This is a genomic window from Streptomyces sp. NPDC053069, from assembly GCF_044546895.1.
Classification (GTDB): Bacteria; Actinomycetota; Actinomycetes; order Streptomycetales; family Streptomycetaceae; genus Streptomyces.
In genome coordinates this window covers 352448-370418 of sequence record NZ_JBITZN010000006.1, presented here as the reverse complement: position 1 = coordinate 370418, position 17971 = coordinate 352448, and the positions used below count along the sequence as shown (strand labels likewise).

General features: G+C 71.8%; 17 protein-coding genes and 1 tRNA gene. 5 read left to right on the top strand and 13 right to left on the bottom strand.

Features of this window, described 5'->3' with window-relative positions; translation table 11 throughout:
* Window positions 1-53: 53 nt before the first annotated feature.
* The 4 genes from ACIGXP_RS16800 to ACIGXP_RS16785 form a co-directional block, all read right to left on the bottom strand.
* Window positions 54-1412 carry a Cys-Gln thioester bond-forming surface protein gene (locus ACIGXP_RS16800; RefSeq protein WP_399768918.1) on the bottom strand — a complete coding sequence of 453 codons (1359 nt, stop codon included), beginning with the start codon at window positions 1410-1412 and terminating at the stop codon, window positions 54-56.
* Window positions 1413-1677: 265 nt separating this feature from the next.
* Window positions 1678-2157: a single-stranded DNA-binding protein gene (locus ACIGXP_RS16795; RefSeq protein WP_399768915.1), complete on the bottom strand. Its 480-nt coding sequence runs from the start codon at window positions 2155-2157 to the stop codon at window positions 1678-1680.
* 459 nt (window positions 2158-2616) lie between these two features.
* Window positions 2617-4545, bottom strand: coding sequence for a GTPase (locus ACIGXP_RS16790; protein WP_399769097.1), 1929 nt, complete (start codon window positions 4543-4545; stop codon window positions 2617-2619).
* Between the two features lie 1020 nt (window positions 4546-5565).
* Window positions 5566-7176: a dynamin family protein gene (locus tag ACIGXP_RS16785; protein WP_363216854.1), complete on the bottom strand. Its 1611-nt coding sequence runs from the start codon at window positions 7174-7176 to the stop codon at window positions 5566-5568.
* 320 nt (window positions 7177-7496) lie between these two features.
* On the opposite strand from ACIGXP_RS16785, the gene ACIGXP_RS16780 reads away from it, so the two are divergent.
* Window positions 7497-7569 (top strand) — tRNA-Arg (locus tag ACIGXP_RS16780).
* 133 nt (window positions 7570-7702) lie between these two features.
* On the opposite strand, the gene ACIGXP_RS16775 is transcribed toward ACIGXP_RS16780, so the two are convergent.
* Both ACIGXP_RS16775 and ACIGXP_RS16770 read right to left on the bottom strand, forming a co-directional pair.
* The gene (locus ACIGXP_RS16775) at window positions 7703-7978 is read right to left on the bottom strand and encodes a hypothetical protein (protein WP_399768913.1); all 276 of its coding nucleotides are present in this window, start codon (window positions 7976-7978) and stop codon (window positions 7703-7705) included.
* A 71-nt stretch (window positions 7979-8049) separates the two neighbouring features.
* A complete protein-coding gene (locus ACIGXP_RS16770; RefSeq protein ID WP_399768911.1) occupies window positions 8050-8820 on the bottom strand; it encodes a hypothetical protein in 771 nt (256 codons plus the stop codon).
* Window positions 8821-9330: 510 nt separating this feature from the next.
* On the opposite strand from ACIGXP_RS16770, the gene ACIGXP_RS16765 reads away from it, so the two are divergent.
* From ACIGXP_RS16765 to ACIGXP_RS16755, 3 genes are all read left to right on the top strand, one after another.
* On the top strand, window positions 9331-9816 hold the full coding sequence (locus ACIGXP_RS16765) for a hypothetical protein (protein WP_363216852.1): 486 nt from the start codon (window positions 9331-9333) through the stop codon (window positions 9814-9816).
* Between the two features lie 271 nt (window positions 9817-10087).
* The gene (locus ACIGXP_RS16760; RefSeq protein WP_363216851.1) at window positions 10088-10384 is read left to right on the top strand and encodes a hypothetical protein; all 297 of its coding nucleotides are present in this window, start codon (window positions 10088-10090) and stop codon (window positions 10382-10384) included.
* Window positions 10385-10606: 222 nt separating this feature from the next.
* Entirely contained in the window at window positions 10607-10900 is a 294-nt protein-coding gene (locus ACIGXP_RS16755; RefSeq protein WP_399768908.1) for a hypothetical protein, read from the top strand.
* Window positions 10901-11071: 171 nt separating this feature from the next.
* Here the strand turns inward: ACIGXP_RS16755 and ACIGXP_RS16750 are convergent, their stop codons facing one another.
* From ACIGXP_RS16750 to ACIGXP_RS16720, 7 genes are all read right to left on the bottom strand, one after another.
* The gene (locus tag ACIGXP_RS16750) at window positions 11072-11461 is read right to left on the bottom strand and encodes a hypothetical protein (RefSeq protein ID WP_399768906.1); all 390 of its coding nucleotides are present in this window, start codon (window positions 11459-11461) and stop codon (window positions 11072-11074) included.
* 342 nt (window positions 11462-11803) lie between these two features.
* Window positions 11804-12073, bottom strand: a complete 270-nt coding sequence (locus tag ACIGXP_RS16745) for a hypothetical protein (RefSeq protein WP_363216848.1) — start codon at window positions 12071-12073, stop codon at window positions 11804-11806.
* Window positions 12074-12218: 145 nt separating this feature from the next.
* Window positions 12219-12548: a hypothetical protein gene (locus tag ACIGXP_RS16740; protein ID WP_363216847.1), complete on the bottom strand. Its 330-nt coding sequence runs from the start codon at window positions 12546-12548 to the stop codon at window positions 12219-12221.
* Window positions 12549-12721: 173 nt separating this feature from the next.
* Window positions 12722-12967, bottom strand: a complete 246-nt coding sequence (locus tag ACIGXP_RS16735; protein ID WP_363216846.1) for a hypothetical protein — start codon at window positions 12965-12967, stop codon at window positions 12722-12724.
* A 218-nt stretch (window positions 12968-13185) separates the two neighbouring features.
* Window positions 13186-14598, bottom strand: coding sequence for a condensation domain-containing protein (locus ACIGXP_RS16730; RefSeq protein ID WP_399768903.1), 1413 nt, complete (start codon window positions 14596-14598; stop codon window positions 13186-13188).
* A 176-nt stretch (window positions 14599-14774) separates the two neighbouring features.
* Window positions 14775-15641 (bottom strand): tyrosinase family protein, encoded by an 867-nt coding sequence (locus ACIGXP_RS16725; RefSeq protein ID WP_399768901.1) that lies wholly within the window; start codon window positions 15639-15641, stop codon window positions 14775-14777.
* Window positions 15625-16122, bottom strand: a complete 498-nt coding sequence (locus ACIGXP_RS16720) for a tyrosinase family oxidase copper chaperone (protein WP_363216843.1) — start codon at window positions 16120-16122, stop codon at window positions 15625-15627. The genes ACIGXP_RS16725 and ACIGXP_RS16720 overlap by 17 nt, the downstream gene beginning before the upstream one ends.
* Window positions 16123-17349: 1227 nt before the next feature.
* Here ACIGXP_RS16720 and ACIGXP_RS16715 point away from each other — a divergent pair.
* Window positions 17350-17958 carry an LPXTG cell wall anchor domain-containing protein gene (locus tag ACIGXP_RS16715; protein ID WP_399768898.1) on the top strand — a complete coding sequence of 203 codons (609 nt, stop codon included), beginning with the start codon at window positions 17350-17352 and terminating at the stop codon, window positions 17956-17958.
* Window positions 17959-17971 lie beyond the last annotated feature (13 nt).

Below are 17971 nucleotides of genomic sequence, written 5' to 3'. Positions count from 1 at the left end.
CTGCTGCCGGTCGGCTCCGGATGCCGGGGCCGCCGTGCAGACCCGCCGGACCGTCAGTCGCCCGGCTGCTCGCGCTTGCGCAGCACCACCAGGACCGCCCCGCCGATCACCACGAACCCGATGGCCACACCGGCGATCAGCGGGGTGATCGCGGAGCCGCCCGTCGCGGCGAGGTCGGTGTCGGGTGCTGTGGTGCCGCCCGCCACCGTGGCGGGGCTGGGCTCGTTGTGGACCTTGGCCGTCTGCGTCGTGATCGCGCCCTGCGTCCGGCAGTCGAGGACGCCGGTGAAGCGGCGGCTGAAGCCGTGCGGCCCGGTGATCGTGAAGTCGTAGGCCTGGTCCTCCTGGAGCGGGACGGTCACCGTGCGGGAGGCGCCCGCGGGGACGGTGTGCTCGGCGCCCATCAGCTCGAAGGTGAAGGGCTTGTCGCCCTTGTTGGCCGCGACGATGTCCACGCCGCTCCCGGCACAGTCCTTGTGGGCCGACAGCTCCGGTATGGCACCCTCGGCGGCCCAGGTGGCGGTTGCGGTCGCGGAGACCGTGGACTCACTGGAGCCGGCCAGGATCTGGGTCTGGCTGCGGCTGTCGGAGGCGAAGGCACGGCCCACGGGCACGGTGGTCGACGCCTGCACGGTCAGCTGGGCGGTGCCGGCGGAGGCGTCCTCGGGGATGTGGAAGTACAGCCGGCTGCCGTCCTTCGCGGAGGTGATCGCCTTGCCGGTCTTGTCGGTGATCCGCACCCCGCTGGTGGCCTCGTCCGCCAGCGGGCTCACCGCGACCGTGCCCGCGTTGGTGTGCACGGTCACCGGTCCGAGCAGGCCGCCCGGCCGCCCGGAGACCGCGGGCGGGTCCAGGGTGAGCGAGGCCTGCGGTTCGCCGAGGTCGCGGGCGCTCTTCTGCAGGTAGTCGGCGAGCTTCTCGGCCTGCGGGTCGACGGCGTCGACCTTCGCTCCGTCGGAGTACCGCCAGATGGCCACCTGGGTGCCGGCCGCCGCGTCCTGCTCGGTCAGAGCGCCGGCGCCCGCCTGGCGGGCGAGCGCGGCGAGGTCGTTGACCTGGGGGTAGGAGTGCTGCAGGATCCAGCGGATCCGGCCGGCGTCCTTGTTGGCGCCCAGCGAGGTGCCGCTCCAGGGCGTCTCCTGGTAGTGGGCGTCGCGCTGGGTGGGGTTGTGGAGGTCGACGCAGTACGTCTGCAGGGTGCCGCCGCCGTCGACGGACATCTCGAACAGGCCGGCGTGCACATGCTGGTCGCCGCCGTCCTGGTGGATCACGGCCTCGCCGTAGGTCTTCAGACCGTTGATCGTGGCCGTCGCCCCGCCCTGGGTCTGCGGTCTCTCGTCGGCCGCTGCCGAACCGGCGCCGGACAGGACACCGGCCGCCACCAGACCGGACGCCGACGCGGCGGCGGCCACGCGGGCCGCTTGGGCGGAACGGCGGAGCCCACAGAACGCAGCAAGCACAGAATTCCCCTTCGAGCAGGACCCGTTGGACGTGGGGGACGGTCCCACCAGCAGAATCGGCAGCCCCTAGGGGCACGCCCGGCATCCTATGGATCAGGCGGAGCCTCTCCGGCCGGTCGGATGATCCGATGGGCGATCCGATCCGCAATCGTTATCGCCGGGACCGTCCATGAGCTGGGCATATCGACAAATCAACCCGTTCGTACCATCGCTGACGTCATGTCACCGCCATGGCTTGGGGCGCCCTTTGGGTCATTTCCTCGTCCGGTGTGCCGGCAGGCCCGGGTGGGGTCTCCCAGTTCGGCTCCGGCCGGTTCGCCGTCGCAGGTGTTTCCGGCCTGCCCGCGCGCTGGAAGACGGCCGTACCGCGAGAGAGGTCGTGGCCGATCGCCACGGCGTCGATGTCGGCGGAGGCCCACTGCTGTTGTCCGTCGCGCACCTCCGTGCGCACCTTCAGCCGGCCCTGTACGACCACCGGCTGGCCCACCTCGACGCACGCCGTCACGTTGACCGCGAGCTGGCGGTTGGCCCACACCGTGAAGAAGTTGGTGTGCCCGTCCGTCCAGACGCTCTTCGCCCGGTCCCAGTACCGCGCGGTCACCGCCAGCCGGAACCGGGCCGACTGACCCGCCGGTGTCTCCCGGTACACCGGCGCGGTCGCCACATTGCCCACCACACAGACGATCGTCTCGTTCATGTCCTCGCTCCCCTCCCCCGCCCGGCCCGGCATGGCCGGGCGGACACACGTACGGGCCCGTCCCGTACGGCTGCGTCTGCCGCGCCGGCACGTACGACCGCCGTACGTGCCCGCACGTCCCGCCGATCGCGCGCCGCTCCCGCCGTCCTCCGGCCGGTCCCGCCGTGCGATCGCCGCGAACCCAGACTGCCTCCGTCGGGCCGGGCCCGCTGAGCGCTGTGGACGACCATGCACCTGTGGAAAACCCCGCCACCTGCACGGGTGACGCCCGCCCCCGCCACCGCCTTCACCCCCGGTGACCGCATCCGCTCCTCGATCGGCCCGCCCACGGGCCCGTCGGCAGCCCCCTCGGCCGGCCCCGCAGCACCCGTGGGCCGGCCCCTCGGCTCCCCCTCGGCAGGCGCCCCCTCAGCAGGCCCCTCAGCAGGCCCATCGGCAGGCGCCCCCTCAGCAGGCCCTTCAGCCGACCCGCACCCCCGACCCGGTCCGCACGACCCGTGCGTACTGCTCCCGCACCTCCCGGTAGCGCAGCAGTTCCGCCGCCACCGGGTCGAGCACGCGGGCCCGGCCGCAGCCGGCGGCCGCCTCCCGCAGCCGCCGTTCCGCCTCCTGGCCGTAGCGCCGGGCCGGTCCTCTGGCCGCCATCCGGCAGCCCCACTCCACCAGCGGCCCGCCGATGATCCCGCACAGCATCAGCAGCACCGGGACCCCGAGGTTGGGCGCCATGACGCCGGCGATCTGGCCCGCCAGCCACACCCCGCCCACGATCTGCAGCAGCGTCATGGCCGCCTGGACCAGCACCGCGGCCGGCCACCAGCCGGGCCGCGGCGGCCGGCCCGGAGGCAGTCCGGCCCGCTCCGCCAGCTCGTCCAGCGCCTCCGACAGCCCCTGCGAGCCGCGTACGGCCGCCTCGCGCACCGCCTGCGCCCACGGCCCCGGCAGCCCGGCCGAGGCCCGGTCGGCCACCGTGCGGACCGCCTGCTCGACGCGCTGCCGTGCCGTGGCCTCCTCGTCGGCCTGCGTGCGCACCGCGTGGCGGCCCGTCGTGGAGTCGCCGCGCCCCTGGTACCAGCGCCACAGCCGCAGCCAGGGCGTGCCGCAGGCGCGGTTGGCGTTGCGCAGCCAGGCCCGCTCGGCGGCCTCGCCCGCCGCGGTGGCGCCCACCGCGTCCGCGAGCCGCGCCCCGAACTCCTCGCGCGCCTCCTCACTGAGGCCGACGCGCCGTTCGGCGGCGTAGACGGGCCGCAGTTCGGCCGCGGCGGCGTCCACGTCGGCCGCGACCCGGCGGGCCGCCGCGCCGCGCTCCGCGACGAACTGGCCGAGCGCCTCGCGCAGTTCGCCGACGCCCTCGCCGGTGAGCGCGGACAGCGCGAGCACGGTCGCGCCGGGCTCCCCGTGCTCGCCGAGCGCGACGCCGTCCTCGTCCAGCAGCCGCCGCATGTCGTCCAGGACCTGGTCGGCGGCGTCCCCGGGCAGCCGGTCGACCTGGTTGAGGACGACGAACATGACCTCGGCGTGGCCGGCCATGGGCCGCAGATAGCGCTCGTGCAGGATGGCGTCGGCGTACTTCTCCGGGTCGACCACCCAGATCACCGCGTCGACCAGCTTCAGGATCCGGTCGACCTGTTCGCGGTGCTGTACGGCGGCGGAGTCGTGGTCGGGCAGGTCGACCAGGACCAGCCCGCGCAGCTCCGCCTCGGTTTCCGGGTTGTGCACGGGGCGGCGGCGCAGCCGGCCCGGGATGCCCAGTCGGTCGATCAGGCCCGCCGCGCCGTCGCTCCAGCTGCACGCGATGGGGGCGGCCGTGGTGGGGCGCCGTACGCCGGTTTCCGAGATGGCCACGCCGGCGAGGGCGTTGAACAGCTGCGACTTGCCGCTGCCCGTGGCGCCCGCGATGGCGATGACGGTGTGCCGGCCGGAGAGCTTGCGGCGGGCGGCCGCCTCGTCCAGGACCCGGCCGGCCTCGGAGAGGGTGTGCTTGTCCAGCCGGGTGCGGGAGAGGCCGACGAGTTCGCGCAGGGCGTCGAGGCGGGAGCGCAGCGGGCCGTCGTACGCCAGGGGGGCGGGCGGGTTGTTGCCCAGGCCCCGGGTGGTGGTCTCCCGCTCTGCGGCGAGCGCGGCGGCCGCGGCGTCCGTGACACGCCGGGCGATGAGGCCGTCGTCCCATGTCTCCGTGGAGTCGGCGTCGGCGTCGGCACGGGCGTGGGTGCCGGGATCGGCGTCGGTGCCGGTGCCGGTCCCGGTGCCCGGCGTGCGTCGGGGGGTCGCCTCGTCACTGGGGCCGGGCTGCCGGGGCGTGCGGTGCGGCGGGCGGGAGCGCTGACCGCCACCCGCGTCGGCGTGCTTGGCGAGGCCGGCCCTGTCCCGGCCCGCGCCCTGATCCGCCACCCGCGCCTCGGCACCCTTCCCGAGCCCAGCCCTGCCGGTCCCCGTCACGCCCGCATCGGCACCCTTCCCGACCACAGCCCGGCCCGGCCCCGTCACGCCCCCGTCCGCCCCCTTCCCGAGGCCGGCCCCGTCCCGCCCCGCACCCTCCGCCTCGGCACCCTTCCCCAGCCCAGCCCTGCCCGGCCCCGTCACGCCCGCATCGGCACCCTTCCCGAGCCCACCCCAGCCCGACCCCCGCCCCGCACCGCCCCCATCCGCGCCCTTCCCCAGGCCGGCCCCGTCCCGCCCCGCACCCCGTCCCGTGGCGCCCGGGTCCGCGGGCTTGCCGAGCCCAGGCCTGCCCGGTGCCTTGTCCGTCACGCGCGCGTCGGTGCTCTTGTCCGGCACGCCCCCGCCCGCGCCCTGGTCCGTCACGCGCGCCTCGCGCTCGACGGCCGGTTCCGCCGGCACCGTGCGGATCTGTGACTCGGGGCCCGCGTCCGCCCCCGTCACGCGCGCGTGCCACCCCCGGTCACGGTCCTCGGCCTCGGACCCGACCCCGGACTCGGTCCCCAACCCGAACCCGGGCTCCGACATGAACCCGGCCCCCGACCCGAACCCCGACTCGGCCCCGGACTCGGCCACGGCCACGGCCCCGGGCCCGGACCCGGCACCGGCACCGGCACCGGACTCGCACTCGGACTCGGACTCGGCTGTGGCCGCGTCGCCGCCCCGGTCGTCGGCCTCGGCCGGGTTCTTCGGCGTGTCGGCGTCCGCCGTCGATGCGGGCGGTTCGGAATCCCTGCCCGCGCCCTCGGGCCGGTTCCCGGGGGCGGTGGCGGAGGTACCGCCCGGGGTGCCGTCCTCCGGTACGGCGCCGGCGTCGCCGGGCACGCCCGAGCTCGGGGGCGGCAGTTCCCCGAGCAGGTCGCCACGCTCCATTGGTCTCCTGACCTCGGCATCCAGGTGACCGCTGTGCTCGGTGCGCGCCGTGCGGTCGGTGTGCTCCATGTGGTCCTGATCAGTGGCGGCCGTCACCGGTCACCTCTCCTTCTGCAGTACGGACAGCGCGGCGATGAGTTCGGCCTGGGGTCCGGGGTTGACGCCGAGGGCGTCCAGCGGGGCGAGGCGCCGCTCGCGTTCGGCGTGCATGACCCGGTCGACGTACTCGGCCAGCAGGCGCGCCGCCCGGTCGCGCAGCCGCAGCGCGCCATGGGCGCCGAGCTTGTCGGCGAGCCCCTCGCCCACGTTGCGCGTGCGGCGCCCGCCCAGCAGCGAGGTGGCGACGACGGCGGCGACGACCTCGGGGTCGGGTGCGGATGTGCGCTCCAGTACCCGCACCTCGTCCTCCGCGTACTCCTCCAGCTCCCGCCGCCAGCGCCGTACGGCGAGGCCGATGCGGTGCTCGGCGCTCTCCGGGGAGCGGTCACGGCCGGCGAGGCCCGGGGCGCCGGCCGCGGGCTCGTGCCGCCAGGCCTCGTCGACCCGCTCGTCGGCGGCGGTGACGGAGCACAACAGCAGGGCGGCCAGGCTTTCCACGAGCGCGTCGAGGAGTTCCCCGGGGGTGCAGTCCAGGGGGAAGGCCCGCCAGCGCTTGAGCGCGTCCCCGGCGAGTACGGCGCCGGCCTGCAGACGGCCGCGCACCCGCGCGTGCTCGCCGTCGTAGGCGGTCTCCACGGCGGTGGTGAGCCGCACGGCGGCCGCGTACTGGGCGGCGACGGCGCCGGCCAGCTCGGGCATGCGCGACTTGAGCGAGTCGAGGAGGCCGTGAGCCGTGCGGGCGATCACCTGCTGCCGGGAGGCGGGGTCCTGGGCGTGGTGCACCAGCCAGGTCCTCAGGGGCGCGACGGCGGTGGCGGGCAGCAGTCCGGCGCCCCACGCGGACTCGGGCAGCTCGGGCACGGTGAAGCGGGGTACGTCGCCGAGCCCGGCCTTGGTGAGCAGGGCGCCGTACTGCCGGGAGACCTCCGAGACCACCTGGTGGGGCACCCGGTCCAGGACGGTGACGAGGGTGGCGTCGTACTCCTTGGCGGTGCGCAGCAGGTGCCAGGGGACGGCGTCGGCGTAGCGGGTCGCCGTCGTGACCATGATCCAGACGTCGGCGGCACAGATCAGCTCCGCCGCGAGGACACGGTTGTCGGCGATCAGCGAGTCGATGTCGGGGGCGTCGAGGAGGGCTAGCCCGCGCGGGATGGTCTCGGTGGTCTCGATGCGCAGCACGCGCGCGGGGGTCTCGCGGTCGGGCAGCAGCAGTTCGTCGACGGGGTCCTGCTGGTGCGCCCACACGCGCGTGAGCTCGGGGAGCACGCGCATCCCGCTGAACCAGTGATGGTCGTCCGGGTGGCAGACGAGAACCGGCGTCCGGGTCGTCGGCCGCAGCACGCCCGCCTCGCTCACGCGCCGCCCGACGAGGGAGTTGACGAGCGTCGACTTGCCCGCGCCGGTGGAGCCGCCGACGACGGCGAGCAACGGCGCCTCGGGCTCTCGCAGACGGGGTACGAGATAGTCGTCGAGCTGCGCGAGGAGTTCGTCGCGGTTGGCACGCGCACGTGCGGCCCCGGGCAGGGGCAGCGGAAAGCGTGTGGCGGCGACACTGTCGCGCAGAGCGGAGAGTGTGTCGAGCAGCTGAGGCCTTACGTCCAAGGTCACCACATGCGAAGAATGCCCAATTTTAGGGGAATTCTGAAGCATATAGACATGTCTGCGCGCCGAGGGGACGGAACGGACGTAAGGAACCATTGGGACACGGGCACAGTCGAGGCATAACGAGTGCACAACACCCGGTGCGTCGGAGGCCAAAAGCGATGCACGAATCGCACCTGCCTGCGATTATCAGGACCGCTTCACCGAACCTCCACATCGAGCCACGGAGGGGAAGCGACAGGGTCAGGGAACCGGGAGCCCTATCCTTGTCCCCGGGCAACGTCAGGGATCAGCCCCTCGGGGCACCCGGCACGAGGCCACCACACCAGGCCCCCGTAGCTCAGTGGATAGAGCAGGCGCCTTCTAAGCGCTTGGCCGCAGGTTCGAGTCCTGCCGGGGGCGCCGGTTTCCGCCCTCCCCTCAGGGAGGGCGTTTTCGTCGTTCAGGCCGGCACCGAGGCGACACGGCCCGCACACAGAAGAGCGCCGGACCCTCCCCGGTGCTTGCGGGGACGATCCGGCGCGGTACGTCCGGGTCAGAGCGCCTTGCTGTTGCAGCCCATGTCCGAGCCGAGGTGGCTCTGCTGCGCGCCCGGGTTGCCTTCGCCGTTCAGCAGGTTGCCCGCCAGGCCGTTGACGGCGCCGACGCTGCCGAGCACATCGATGTTCATGTCGTGCGAGCGGCATTCGATGCCCTGCGTGACGTCGAGGTCGTGGCCCGGCTCACCGTGGGCGGAGGCGGGGCTGACACCGAAGGTGCCGACGCTGCCGAGGACGGCGCCCACGAGGACGGCCTTGTGAAACGTGCGCATTACTTCTCCGATGGTCTAGCGGATGCGATCTGCAGCAGATCGAGAAGGGGCGGCGGAGCGCGGCTGGGCGATCAGCCGAGGCGGGGAAGACCCAGCTGGCCGACGGGAGGCGCCGCGACCTGTCCGAGGCCGAGCCCGGGAACCTGCGGCGTGCCGGCCCCTGCGACCAGCGGGTTGACGAGCGGGTTGACCTGGGGGTTCACCTGGGGGTTCACCTGCGGGGCGACCTTCGGCGGGGCCTCCGTCGCGCCGAAGGTCTGGGGAACGGCGACCTGCGGGGCGACCCGCGGCATGACCTCCGGCGCGGACTGCGGGCTGACCTGGGGCATGACCTGTGCCGCCGGCTGCGGCGCGGCCGCCTGCTGGGGGGCGTACGGCGAGTTGGAGGCCTGCGCGGAGCCCAGGGACGTGGCCGTCGCGGCGGCGTAACCGGTCTGCTGCGGCGGCGCGGGCGGCGCGGGCGGAGGCGGCGGCATCACCGGCTGGGCATACGGCTGCGGAGCGGCGACCTGTGCGACGCCCCGCGAGTTGGCCGTCGCCGCGGCCTGCGGACCGCTCGGCGGGGGCGGCGGGTACTGAGGAGGCGCGTACTGCGGGGGCGCGTACTGGGGCACGGCGTACTGCGGAGGTGCGTACTGGGGCGGCGCGTACTGGGGCATGGCGTACTGCGGAGGTGCGTACTGCGGAGCCGCGTACGGGGGTGCGGGGTACTCGGGAGCCGGCGCTGGAGCGGCACCACCGCCGTATCCGACGGGAGTGTCGGCATGGCTGACGCCGGCGCCGATGGCGGACAAGCCGCCGGCCGCCGCTACGACGAGCGCGGCCTTGTGAATCTTGCGCATGGAACCCTCGGCCCTTCAATACCTGAACAGGGAAATCCGTTGTATTCGGTGCGGTCTCGTATGCACTCGGCCCGGTATTCGTATGGTCGTACTGCGCCGTTACGGGGGTAACTCCCGGGCCGCACACGGACTTACGCCAGAGCTGGCAGCGAACTCCCTTTACCCCTCCGTGATCCATGATCGCTGCCCTCTCCCAGCTGGCAACGACATTTCCCCCGCCCCGGTCACGGGACCCGGAAGTCCGTCACCCATTTGCCATTGACGGACGGACGCGTCGGGTCAGGATTGCAGGGGAGTCCGCAACGTCATACCGAGGCGCGCGCACCCCTGGGGCAAATGGGTGACCGGAGCCCGACAGCCGTATCCGGCTCGGCACTTGTGTCGTTCCCCACGAGGACAGAGCGATGGTCCATCGCAGCCGCCCAGGGCAGCAACCACAGCAACAGCTGCAGTGAGACACCAGTATTCCGACACGTTCCGTGCACAGGTCAATGAAGGGCCGAGGGTTCCATGCGCAAGCTTCAGCAAGTCGCGCTCGTCGTCGCAGCAGCCGGGGGTCTGTCCGCCGTCGGCGCCGGCCCCAGCTCCGCCGCGGCTCCCGCCTACAACGGTTACAACGGCGCTGCGCCGCCCCCCGTTTCGCAGCTGGACGCCCAGGCGGACTCGGCCACTTCCGCCCAGGCCAGCACGCAGAGCTATGGCGCCCCTCGGACACCGCAGGCCCCGCAGCGCGGCGCCGAGGTCACCCCGCAGGTCAACCCGACACTGAGCCCGTCGATCAGCCCGCAGATCAGCCCGCAGGCCACCCCGGGACAGGGCGGCGACTCCTCGTCCCTGCAGAGCAACCTCTTCCGCCCGTCCCAGGAGTGCAGCCCGCAGTCGCTGCTCAACGCGGCCGTCCCGGTCGCCGTGCTCGCCGCCGCCGACACTCACGGCATCGACTGCGGCCAGTCCAACATGCAGTCGAACGCCCTCGCCCACGCGACCGCGCACTAGGGCCTCTCCGCCCTCGGACCGGACTCCGCGCACCAGGACAACTCCCCCTGGGATAAGGGGAGAAGCCGGACATCGACGCCCAGCCACGGGCCCTTCGGGGATCGCCCCGAAGGGCCCGTCCGCATGCGTTGCGGCTTTCGGGTGCTTTTGCTCAGGGATCATGAAGTCGGCGCGTCGCTGTCCGTTTTGAGCTATTTCTGATTAACCTCCCGTAACTGTAAGAAGTCGATCTGTCACAGATCGCAATCAACTTCACTCCACCGGAGATGACATGCACAAGCTTCGCAAGGCTGCCGTCCTGGTCGCGGCCGTCGGCAGCATCGCCCTCATGAGCGGCACCGCCCACGCCGGCCAGGACGGCTGGGGAGGCAAGGGCGGCGAGAAGAGCGACAAGTTCAGCGTCCTGCAGAGCTCCAACTGCAAGTCGCACGACCTGAACCTGGACGTCCTCGGCGAGGTCGGCATCCTCAACGGCCTCCTGGGCAACGCGCTCAACGGCGAGGGCGACCCGGGTGCCCAGTCGACCCACATCGGCTCGACCATGGGCTGCAACAACAGCGCCTTCTGAGTACACGGTCGCACAGGCGACTAAAAGCGGGAAATAATACCGGCCCCGAGCTCCACACTCGGGGTCGGTTCCTTTTTGTGTGCGCATGGGCATTCAGAGTGACAGGAATTCCGAATTCGGCGCGTCGCCGATTGGCCTTGGTTATTTCGTATTAGCCTCCATAACCGTACGAAGTCGATCTGTCACGGATCGCATCCACTTCATCACCCCACCGGAGATGACATGCACAAGCTCCGCAAGGCTGCCGTCCTGGTCGCCGCCCTCGGGAGCATCGGGCTCCTGAGCGCCGGCGCCGCCCACGCCGACCAGGGCTGGCACAAGGGCGGCGACAGCGACCGCTTCAGCGTTCTGCAGAGCACCACCTGCAGGTCGCACGACGGCAATGTCGACGTCCTCGGAGAGGTCGGCATCGCCAACGGCCTGGGCGGCAACCTGCTGAACGGCGAGGGCAACCCGGGGGCGCAGCAGTCGTCCCTCGGCTCGACCATGGGCTGCAACAACGCGGTCGGAAAGTAAGCGAGAAAAGTCGGAAAATAAGCAGGAAATCAAGTAGGAATCTTTCCCCGGTGTCCCGGCCGCAGGTCGGGGCACCGGGGAATTCCATGTCACCGGAAGACCCCCGCGGTCACATGAAGTCGAAATGCCGGACCGGGAGCGATCCCGGTCCGGCATTTCTCTGATCGCCTGTCAGAAACGGATGTGGGGTTTCTTGAACTTCAGCTTCGGCGCCTGGGGCTTGTTGACCTGAGGCTTCTTGAAGCCCTTGGGCAGCTCCAGTTTGTTGGAGCAGTCCACAGCCGGCCCCACGTTCTTGGTTCCGCCGCCCAGCAGATCGTCGTCGGGGAACAGCACGCGCGGCCGGTCGGCGACCGCGCAGTCCCGCGTCTGCTTGATGGCGTGGGCGCCGCGCTTGTCGACGTCCGTCTCGCTCTTGCGCATGCAGATGGTGTCGCCCAGAACGGTGTTCCGGCAATCGCTCCTGGGTTCATCGGCGTGCGCGTGCGCGGCGCCGACGCAGATCACGGCGAGACTTCCGACGAGCCCCGAGACGGTCGCGATCTTCTGCCGAGTGAACATGGCTTGTGTTCCTTTGCATTGGAGGCCCGGACGCCGACGCCGTGGAACGGCGCGCACCCGGGCCTTGGAGAAAGCCGAACGTCGAACCAAGCGCCTTGACGCCTTGTCAGGCGCGTCCGGCGACGACACAGCCGCAGCCCGGACGCGCACCCTGAGGTGTCTGCCGCGCGTCCGGGCTGCCTTCGCCATGGGGTATTACTCAGCACACCGGCGAACAGTCCGAGTTGATCCAGGACAGGGACGTTCAGTTCGTACGATGTGCATGTCGTGCTCCAAAGGGGTGTCGATGCGCTACGACCGCAGCGCGCTCAACGTGCGCATCGAGACCTTGGGGTTCTTCTACTACTGCTGCTGCTGCTGACCGCTGTCGGTCGGAGCGGAGTACTGGCCGTAACCCTCCTCGCCCGTGGGGGCGTCCTTGTGGCCACCGTCACCCGGCTGGGGAGTGAAGTAACCGCCCCACGTGGCCACGGCGTTGGCCGACGAGTTGGCCACCGCGTTGATCTGCGGAGGGGTGTCGTCGTAGCCGCCGGCGAAGCTGACGCCGACGCCGAGGGTGGACAGACCCGCAACCGCCGCGGCTACGACTGCGGCGCGCTGAAACTTACGCATGGTTTGACCCTTTCTTACCCGGGCAGGAAGCCCTGGCTTGACTACTTAGTGTGAGCATATACACACAATCGGTAGCAATTTGGGATCTTTCCATACGTCGTGTCGGATTACGGCAGGAATTCCACCGGAAGGTCCGGCCCCAGGCTCACCCCAACAGGTCGGTCACGTCCGGCTTGTCACCCCTGTCGGGCGTCACACCCCTGCAGGTCACCTCGGGCCCGATCCGCATCGTCCCGTTGCCCAGGGCGGCGGGCAGCAACAGGGGCTGCATCGGCATGCAGTTCTCCTGGTGGGGCATGACCCCGTTCTCCGGCAGTTCGCCCTGGATCCTCTGGATGCAGCTGACGTTGCCCTGGAGGTCGCGCGTACAGACACCCGGACCGGCCATGGCGTACGGCTGGGCGAGACCGGCGCAGGTCACGGCGAGGCCGCCAACAAGCCCCGAAACGGCCGCGATCTTCTTCCTACTGAGCATGGGATGCGTTTCCTTTGTGAGGGGCGCCCGGACGCCGTGTGCCGCGAACCGGCAACGCCGGGCTCTGTCTTCGTCTTCGAGGTTCAGGCAACCGGCCCGGCGTGCACGGAACCCTTCGGGGGCTGACCCGAAGGGTTCCGCGGGAGGCGTCGCATGCGACGACGCCGTCGACCTCAGCCAGTGAAAGCGTTGTTGAACTGGCCGCAGGTGGTGTCCAGGGTCTGGGAGAGACCGAGCACGCCGATCGGGAGGTTGCCGTCGGCCACCGTCTGCGGGCTGCACTCCTGGTAGGGGCGGTAGAGGTCGTTCACCTCCAGCCCGCCGCCACCGTGAGCGTAGGCGGTACCGGCGGCGCCGCCGACCGCGGACAGACCGCCGGCCGCCACTGCTGCGATCACGACCTGCTGAAGCTTGCGCATGGAACCCTCGGCTCTTCTTGCTTGTACGTCGAGGCTGATTGCCTACCGTGACTGACTGAACACTAGCAGTAGCGATACTCGGTATTCCACTTTGGCGGATATCCGTGTCCCAAAGGGGACATGAGCGTGAATGCATTACCGGGTGATGACAACTGCCGCCGTACTGCAGCGGGTTGTCATTCGGTGCCCCAACACGAATGCCGGAAAAGGCAGTTGTATTAAGAGCAGGTCGGCTCCGCGGCCCGCATGCGATCGGGAGCGGGCACGGACAGTACGAGGTCGCGCAGCGCCTCGATGTACCGCCGGAGGTTCTTGTACGCGACGTCGGTGTCGGGGTAACGGCAAGCAAGCCACAGGCCTTCGTACAGCCGGTTGACCCACACGCACACCTGGTCGCCGTACGACACCCGGATCAGCGCGTACGCCTTCTGCCCGGTCCAGCGGTCCGCACCGGGGACGACGCGGGCGTCGACGTACGAGACGATCGAGTACAGGTCGGGCGAGGTCGGCCGGAAGTCCGCGCCGAGCAGGCGCAGTACGCGGGCCAGCGGAATGCGCGCCAGCGACCGGTTGGCCTGCAGCTCGGCGCGGACCGTGGCGAGCGCGGTGTCGAAGTCCCGTGCCGCGGGCACCTCGATGGGCGCGCCGCCGACGTACCAGCCCACGGAGTCCGACCAGGCGGATTTCACCCGGGTGTGGAACGGCACGACCGTGCGGTAGACCGGCTGTCCGCCGAGCTGGTGCACGATGAGGCTGGTCGCGGCCAGGACGCCCACCATGCTGCCGCCGTGGGGCCGGCAGTACGCCTCGAACGCGGCGGCGGCGTCCGCGTCGACGAGCGGCTCGCGCAGCAGCTGCTGGGCGGGCAGCGTGCCACCGGGCCGCAGCCCCAGGTCGACGGGAAAGTCCGGGAGTTTCCCGTCGCACCGGGCGATGAACTCCCGCCAGCGGTCGACGATCGTGTGCGTGTCGTCGATGCCGTCCGCGTTCGCCCGCTCCTGCTCGCAGAAGTCGACGTAACTGCCCACGGCGTGATCGGCCACGGACCGGCCCGTGAGGCCCGCCCGGTACAACTCGCCGATCTCGTCCGGGATGCGCTGCAGGGAGTAGGCGTCGACGTTGGTGTGGTCGAAGGCCAGGTACACGCTGGTGGAGTCCTCGCGGAGGACCGCCGCGTAGATGAGGTTCGGCCAGCCGAGCGCGTCCGCCGCGACGTCGAACCGGTTCTGCAGATACCGGACCAGGGTGTCCGCGTCGGTGAAGTCGCCGACCACCTCGCGGCGCAGCGACACGTCGTCCTCGTCGAGCGTGAACCGGTGCATGTCGTCACCGGCCCATCTGAAGCCGCTGCGCAGTGTCTCGTGCCGGAGCGTCCAGCCGCGCAACGCCCGTTCGAGCGCGGCGAGTTCGGCGTGGCCCGGCAGATCGAACGCCGCGCCGATCCAGGTCGGCACGAACAGTCCGCCCTCGCGCACCGACCGTGCGGTTCTGATGTGCGACTCCTGGATGTACGCCGGCGGCCGAGGATCCGGCGGGAGCACTGCCGCGGCGGCGACGGTCGCCGGGCCGAACGTCCACTCGACGAGCCGGCCGGGCCGGACTTCGCAGCGCTGAATGTCAGTAATTCGCACGGGAGCGTCTCCTTCGCAGAAGACACAGACTTGATCAAGGACCGGCCTGGATCGAGTGGCGGGTGCTGTGTCGCCGGCTTTTCAGCGGGACGTGTGACACCTCGAACGGCATAGCGAACGGGCTGAGGCACACGGGAAGTTGGCTGCCTCCCGTGTGCCGTCTGCCGGATGCGGCCTCACTCGTACCGGTAGATCCCGCTCACATCCTCCAGCTGGTCCGGCGTCACGTCCCACGGCGGCAGCCGCTCGTGCCGGGCCACGATCCGGCCGTGCTGGGCGTCGCGGGCGCCGGGCGGCTCGGCCGGGAGGTAGCGGTGCTCGCGGTGCCGCTGCTGCCAGCGGGTCCACTGCAGGTCGACGAAGGAGTGGTGCAGCCAGAAGACGGGGTCGTTGACGGACGCACCGCCGACCATCACTCCGCCCACCCAGCGGTGCACCCGGTTGTGGTTGTGCCAGGAGACGCTGCCCCGGCCCTGCCCCCACCCCTCCAGCTTGTTGCGGAATCCCCTGGTGACCGTCGAGTCCCAGGGTGACGTGTCGTAGACCGGGTCGGCCAGCGCCGACTCCAGGTCACGGGCGGTCGGCAGCTCGATCGGGTTGCGGGCGCGGCCGAGGTCGCGGGTGAGGTACTGCCGGTCGGTCACCCCCTCGGTGATCTTCCAGTGGCCCGATCGGTAGGCGAACGGACCGGTCATCACCTGCCGGTCCGAGCGCCGCCCGTTGCCGCCCATCAGATCGTCGGTCCACGGCAGCGAAGTGGCCGTGCGGTCGCGGGTCCAGTCCCAGTACGGCACCGTCACCGACGCGTCCACCCGGCGCAGCGCCCGCTCCAGTTCCAGCACGAGCTTGCGGTGCCAGGGCAGGAAGGAGGGCGTCATGTGGGCGGTGCGGAGCCCGCGTTCACCGTCGGGGGTGTTGTACTTGATGTGCATCCGTACGAACTCGTCGTACTCGCCGCGCCGTTTGACCTCCAGCAGGGCGTCCACGAACCGGCGCCGCTCGCTGCGGGTCAGCCTGCTGATGTTCTTACGCGTGTACGCCATGGCCGCCTCCCCCGTGCTCCGGTGCGCCGCCCATCGGTCCCGGTGCCAGGTCGCGCACCTGCTCGTCGGGACCCAGCTCGTCGACCGCTCCCCGGGCCGCGGCGAGCGGGGTCGCGTACGAGCGGTAGTGGTCGACCATGCTCAGCCAGCTGCCGTCGGCGCGGCGCATCAGGTGCAGGGGGCGGCCGTCGATCGTGACCGCCCACTGGGTGCCGGCGGCCCGGCCGGAGGTGCGGACCTCGACGCCCCGGATGTGGCGCCCCCGGTAGTTCTCGTCGAAGGCGCCGGCCTGCCTGCCGTCGTCCGGGGTGTGCTGGGGCCGTCCGCAGGCCGTGGCCACCGGGGCGAGCGCCACGCCGACGGCCGAGGCGAGCAGCCTCCGCGTCACGTCCCGCCGCGTTCTGTCCCGGGGCCGCGCTCCGCCCGCGACCGGCGTCCCGCGCTGCCCGCCTCCCGGCACTCCGCCGACGCCAAGAACCATCGTTCACTCCTCGTCCGGTCCGGTTGTCGATGCCGTAACCGACGGACGGCCCGGCCGGTCACCGACGTGCGGCCGGACCGGTGACCCGGGCACCGAGCCGGGCCTGCCGCGGCGGCCCTGCCGCGGCGCCGCGCGATCCGCCGCCGGCGGGAGTGATCAGCTGGTCGCGAAGCTCCGCCGACGGGTCTGTACTTGTCCGGGGTGCCGACCCGGAAGGCCGGCGTCCCGGCTCGCCGCTCACCACCACCGGCAGCAGCGCGAAGCCGCGGCTGCCGGCCACCGTCCGGGGCACGGACGCCGCCGGCAGGCGGGGAGCCCGTCCGGGCCGCGGCCCGCGCCGTCGTGCCGGGCCCCGGCCCGGACGGATCGGGACGGCACGGGGACGACCGCCCGGACCTCCGGCGCCGGCACCGGGACCGTCCCGCCGGGCCGGGCGGGACGGCCCGGGGCGGCGGGGCGGAACAGGCGCGTGTCGGCGGCGGCTGAGGTCACGGCGCGACCTTATCGGCACCGGACGGGACGGCCCGGTGCTCGCTCACCCGACCGGAGGACGGCGGCCTGCGCTCCACACGATCGAGGGACGTGCGGGCCGCGTCCGGACGGAGCGTCGTAAGGGCGCCCCTCGACCCTGGTATTCGGGGGCACCCACGACACTCGCCCCTGGGCCGCCGCTGCGGTACGGCCCAGGTCGGCGCCTCGTCAGGCGGCCGGCAGGTCACCTCGGTGACGGTGTCCTCGGCGGCCTGGACGCGGGTGGCGGCCTGATCGGCGGGGAGCCGGCCGTTGCCGGTGTGGCGCGTGGACCGCCCATGGACGTTCCTTTCACTGGTGCGTCGGATCGCCGGTACGACGGGTTCCTGAGCCCACCGTGGGATCACCCGGCGGCTTCGGCAACCGGTCGGGCTCATTCCGGTGAACCGCCCGTCCATTCGGGGCACGACATCCGCACCCGGGACCCATGGACCGTGCGGCAGAACGCGGTGCTGAGCGGCGGCTGAGGCCGCTCACCGTCGGGCGTGGGCGGGCAATCGGGTGAATTCTCCGGCATTCCACGCCTCTCGGTATCTTCGGGCCTTCATATCTCGTTCACAGTTCGCAGGTCGTGGCGAGTGTGAACGTGCGGCATCACGGTCCCCTGCGGCGACCCTGTGGAACCCGGCAATCGACAAGGCCGGATCAGCGGCCGACGCCGGCTTCCCCTTCCCGCCTGAGAGAAAGACAACGAGAGTGCGACAGACCCTGACCAAGGGATTGGTCGTGGCCGCCGCCGCGACAAGCGCCCTGACTCTGTCCGGCACATGGGCGTTCGCGGACTCCGGTCCGCAGGCGACAGGCGCGGACTCACACACGGTGCTGTCGGGCGATACGGCTGCCCAGCAGGCCGTCCCCGGTGAGTCAAGTGCCCTGAGGGCGATCGCTCGTGCGCAGGCCGCCGTGCGGCAGGCGCACCGGGAGGTGGGGTACACGGCCCCGGCTTCCGACAGCCCCACGACGAAGGCGAGCGACGAGGGCTCCAGCTACGGCTCGGACGACAGCTCCACCGCCGGCTCCGGTTACGGCGACGACGGGCCGGGTTACGGGTCCGACTGCCCCTGCTACGGCGAGGACACGCCCACGCCTCCCCCCACCAAGACGGTCCCGCCACCGCCCCGCAAGCACGCCCCGGCGCCCAAGCCCGTCCCCGTGAAGGCACCGCCCGTGAAGCGGACTCCGCCGCCCCCGGAGCTGGCCAAGACCGGCGCCGAGACCACCTCCGCAGCCATCGCCGCCAGCGGTGCGCTGCTGGCCGCCGGAACCGTCCTGTACCGGCGAGGCCGGGCCGCGGCCCGTCGGTAGTGCACCGGGTGCC

Coding starts and splice junctions, on each gene's coding strand:
- ACIGXP_RS16735 (WP_363216846.1), bottom strand. CDS start 12,967: ATGCGCAAGCTTCAGCAGGTCGTGATCGCAGCAGTGGCGGCCGGCGGT.
- ACIGXP_RS16760 (WP_363216851.1), top strand. CDS start 10,088: ATGCACAAGCTTCGCAAGGCTGCCGTCCTGGTCGCGGCCGTCGGCAGC.
- ACIGXP_RS16795 (WP_399768915.1), bottom strand. CDS start 2,157: ATGAACGAGACGATCGTCTGTGTGGTGGGCAATGTGGCGACCGCGCCG.
- ACIGXP_RS16750 (WP_399768906.1), bottom strand. CDS start 11,461: ATGTTCACTCGGCAGAAGATCGCGACCGTCTCGGGGCTCGTCGGAAGT.
- ACIGXP_RS16765 (WP_363216852.1), top strand. CDS start 9,331: ATGCGCAAGCTTCAGCAAGTCGCGCTCGTCGTCGCAGCAGCCGGGGGT.
- ACIGXP_RS16740 (WP_363216847.1), bottom strand. CDS start 12,548: ATGCTCAGTAGGAAGAAGATCGCGGCCGTTTCGGGGCTTGTTGGCGGC.
- ACIGXP_RS16725 (WP_399768901.1), bottom strand. CDS start 15,641: ATGGCGTACACGCGTAAGAACATCAGCAGGCTGACCCGCAGCGAGCGG.
- ACIGXP_RS16755 (WP_399768908.1), top strand. CDS start 10,607: ATGCACAAGCTCCGCAAGGCTGCCGTCCTGGTCGCCGCCCTCGGGAGC.
- ACIGXP_RS16770 (WP_399768911.1), bottom strand. CDS start 8,820: ATGCGCAAGATTCACAAGGCCGCGCTCGTCGTAGCGGCGGCCGGCGGC.
- ACIGXP_RS16775 (WP_399768913.1), bottom strand. CDS start 7,978: ATGCGCACGTTTCACAAGGCCGTCCTCGTGGGCGCCGTCCTCGGCAGC.
- ACIGXP_RS16720 (WP_363216843.1), bottom strand. CDS start 16,122: ATGGTTCTTGGCGTCGGCGGAGTGCCGGGAGGCGGGCAGCGCGGGACG.
- ACIGXP_RS16745 (WP_363216848.1), bottom strand. CDS start 12,073: ATGCGTAAGTTTCAGCGCGCCGCAGTCGTAGCCGCGGCGGTTGCGGGT.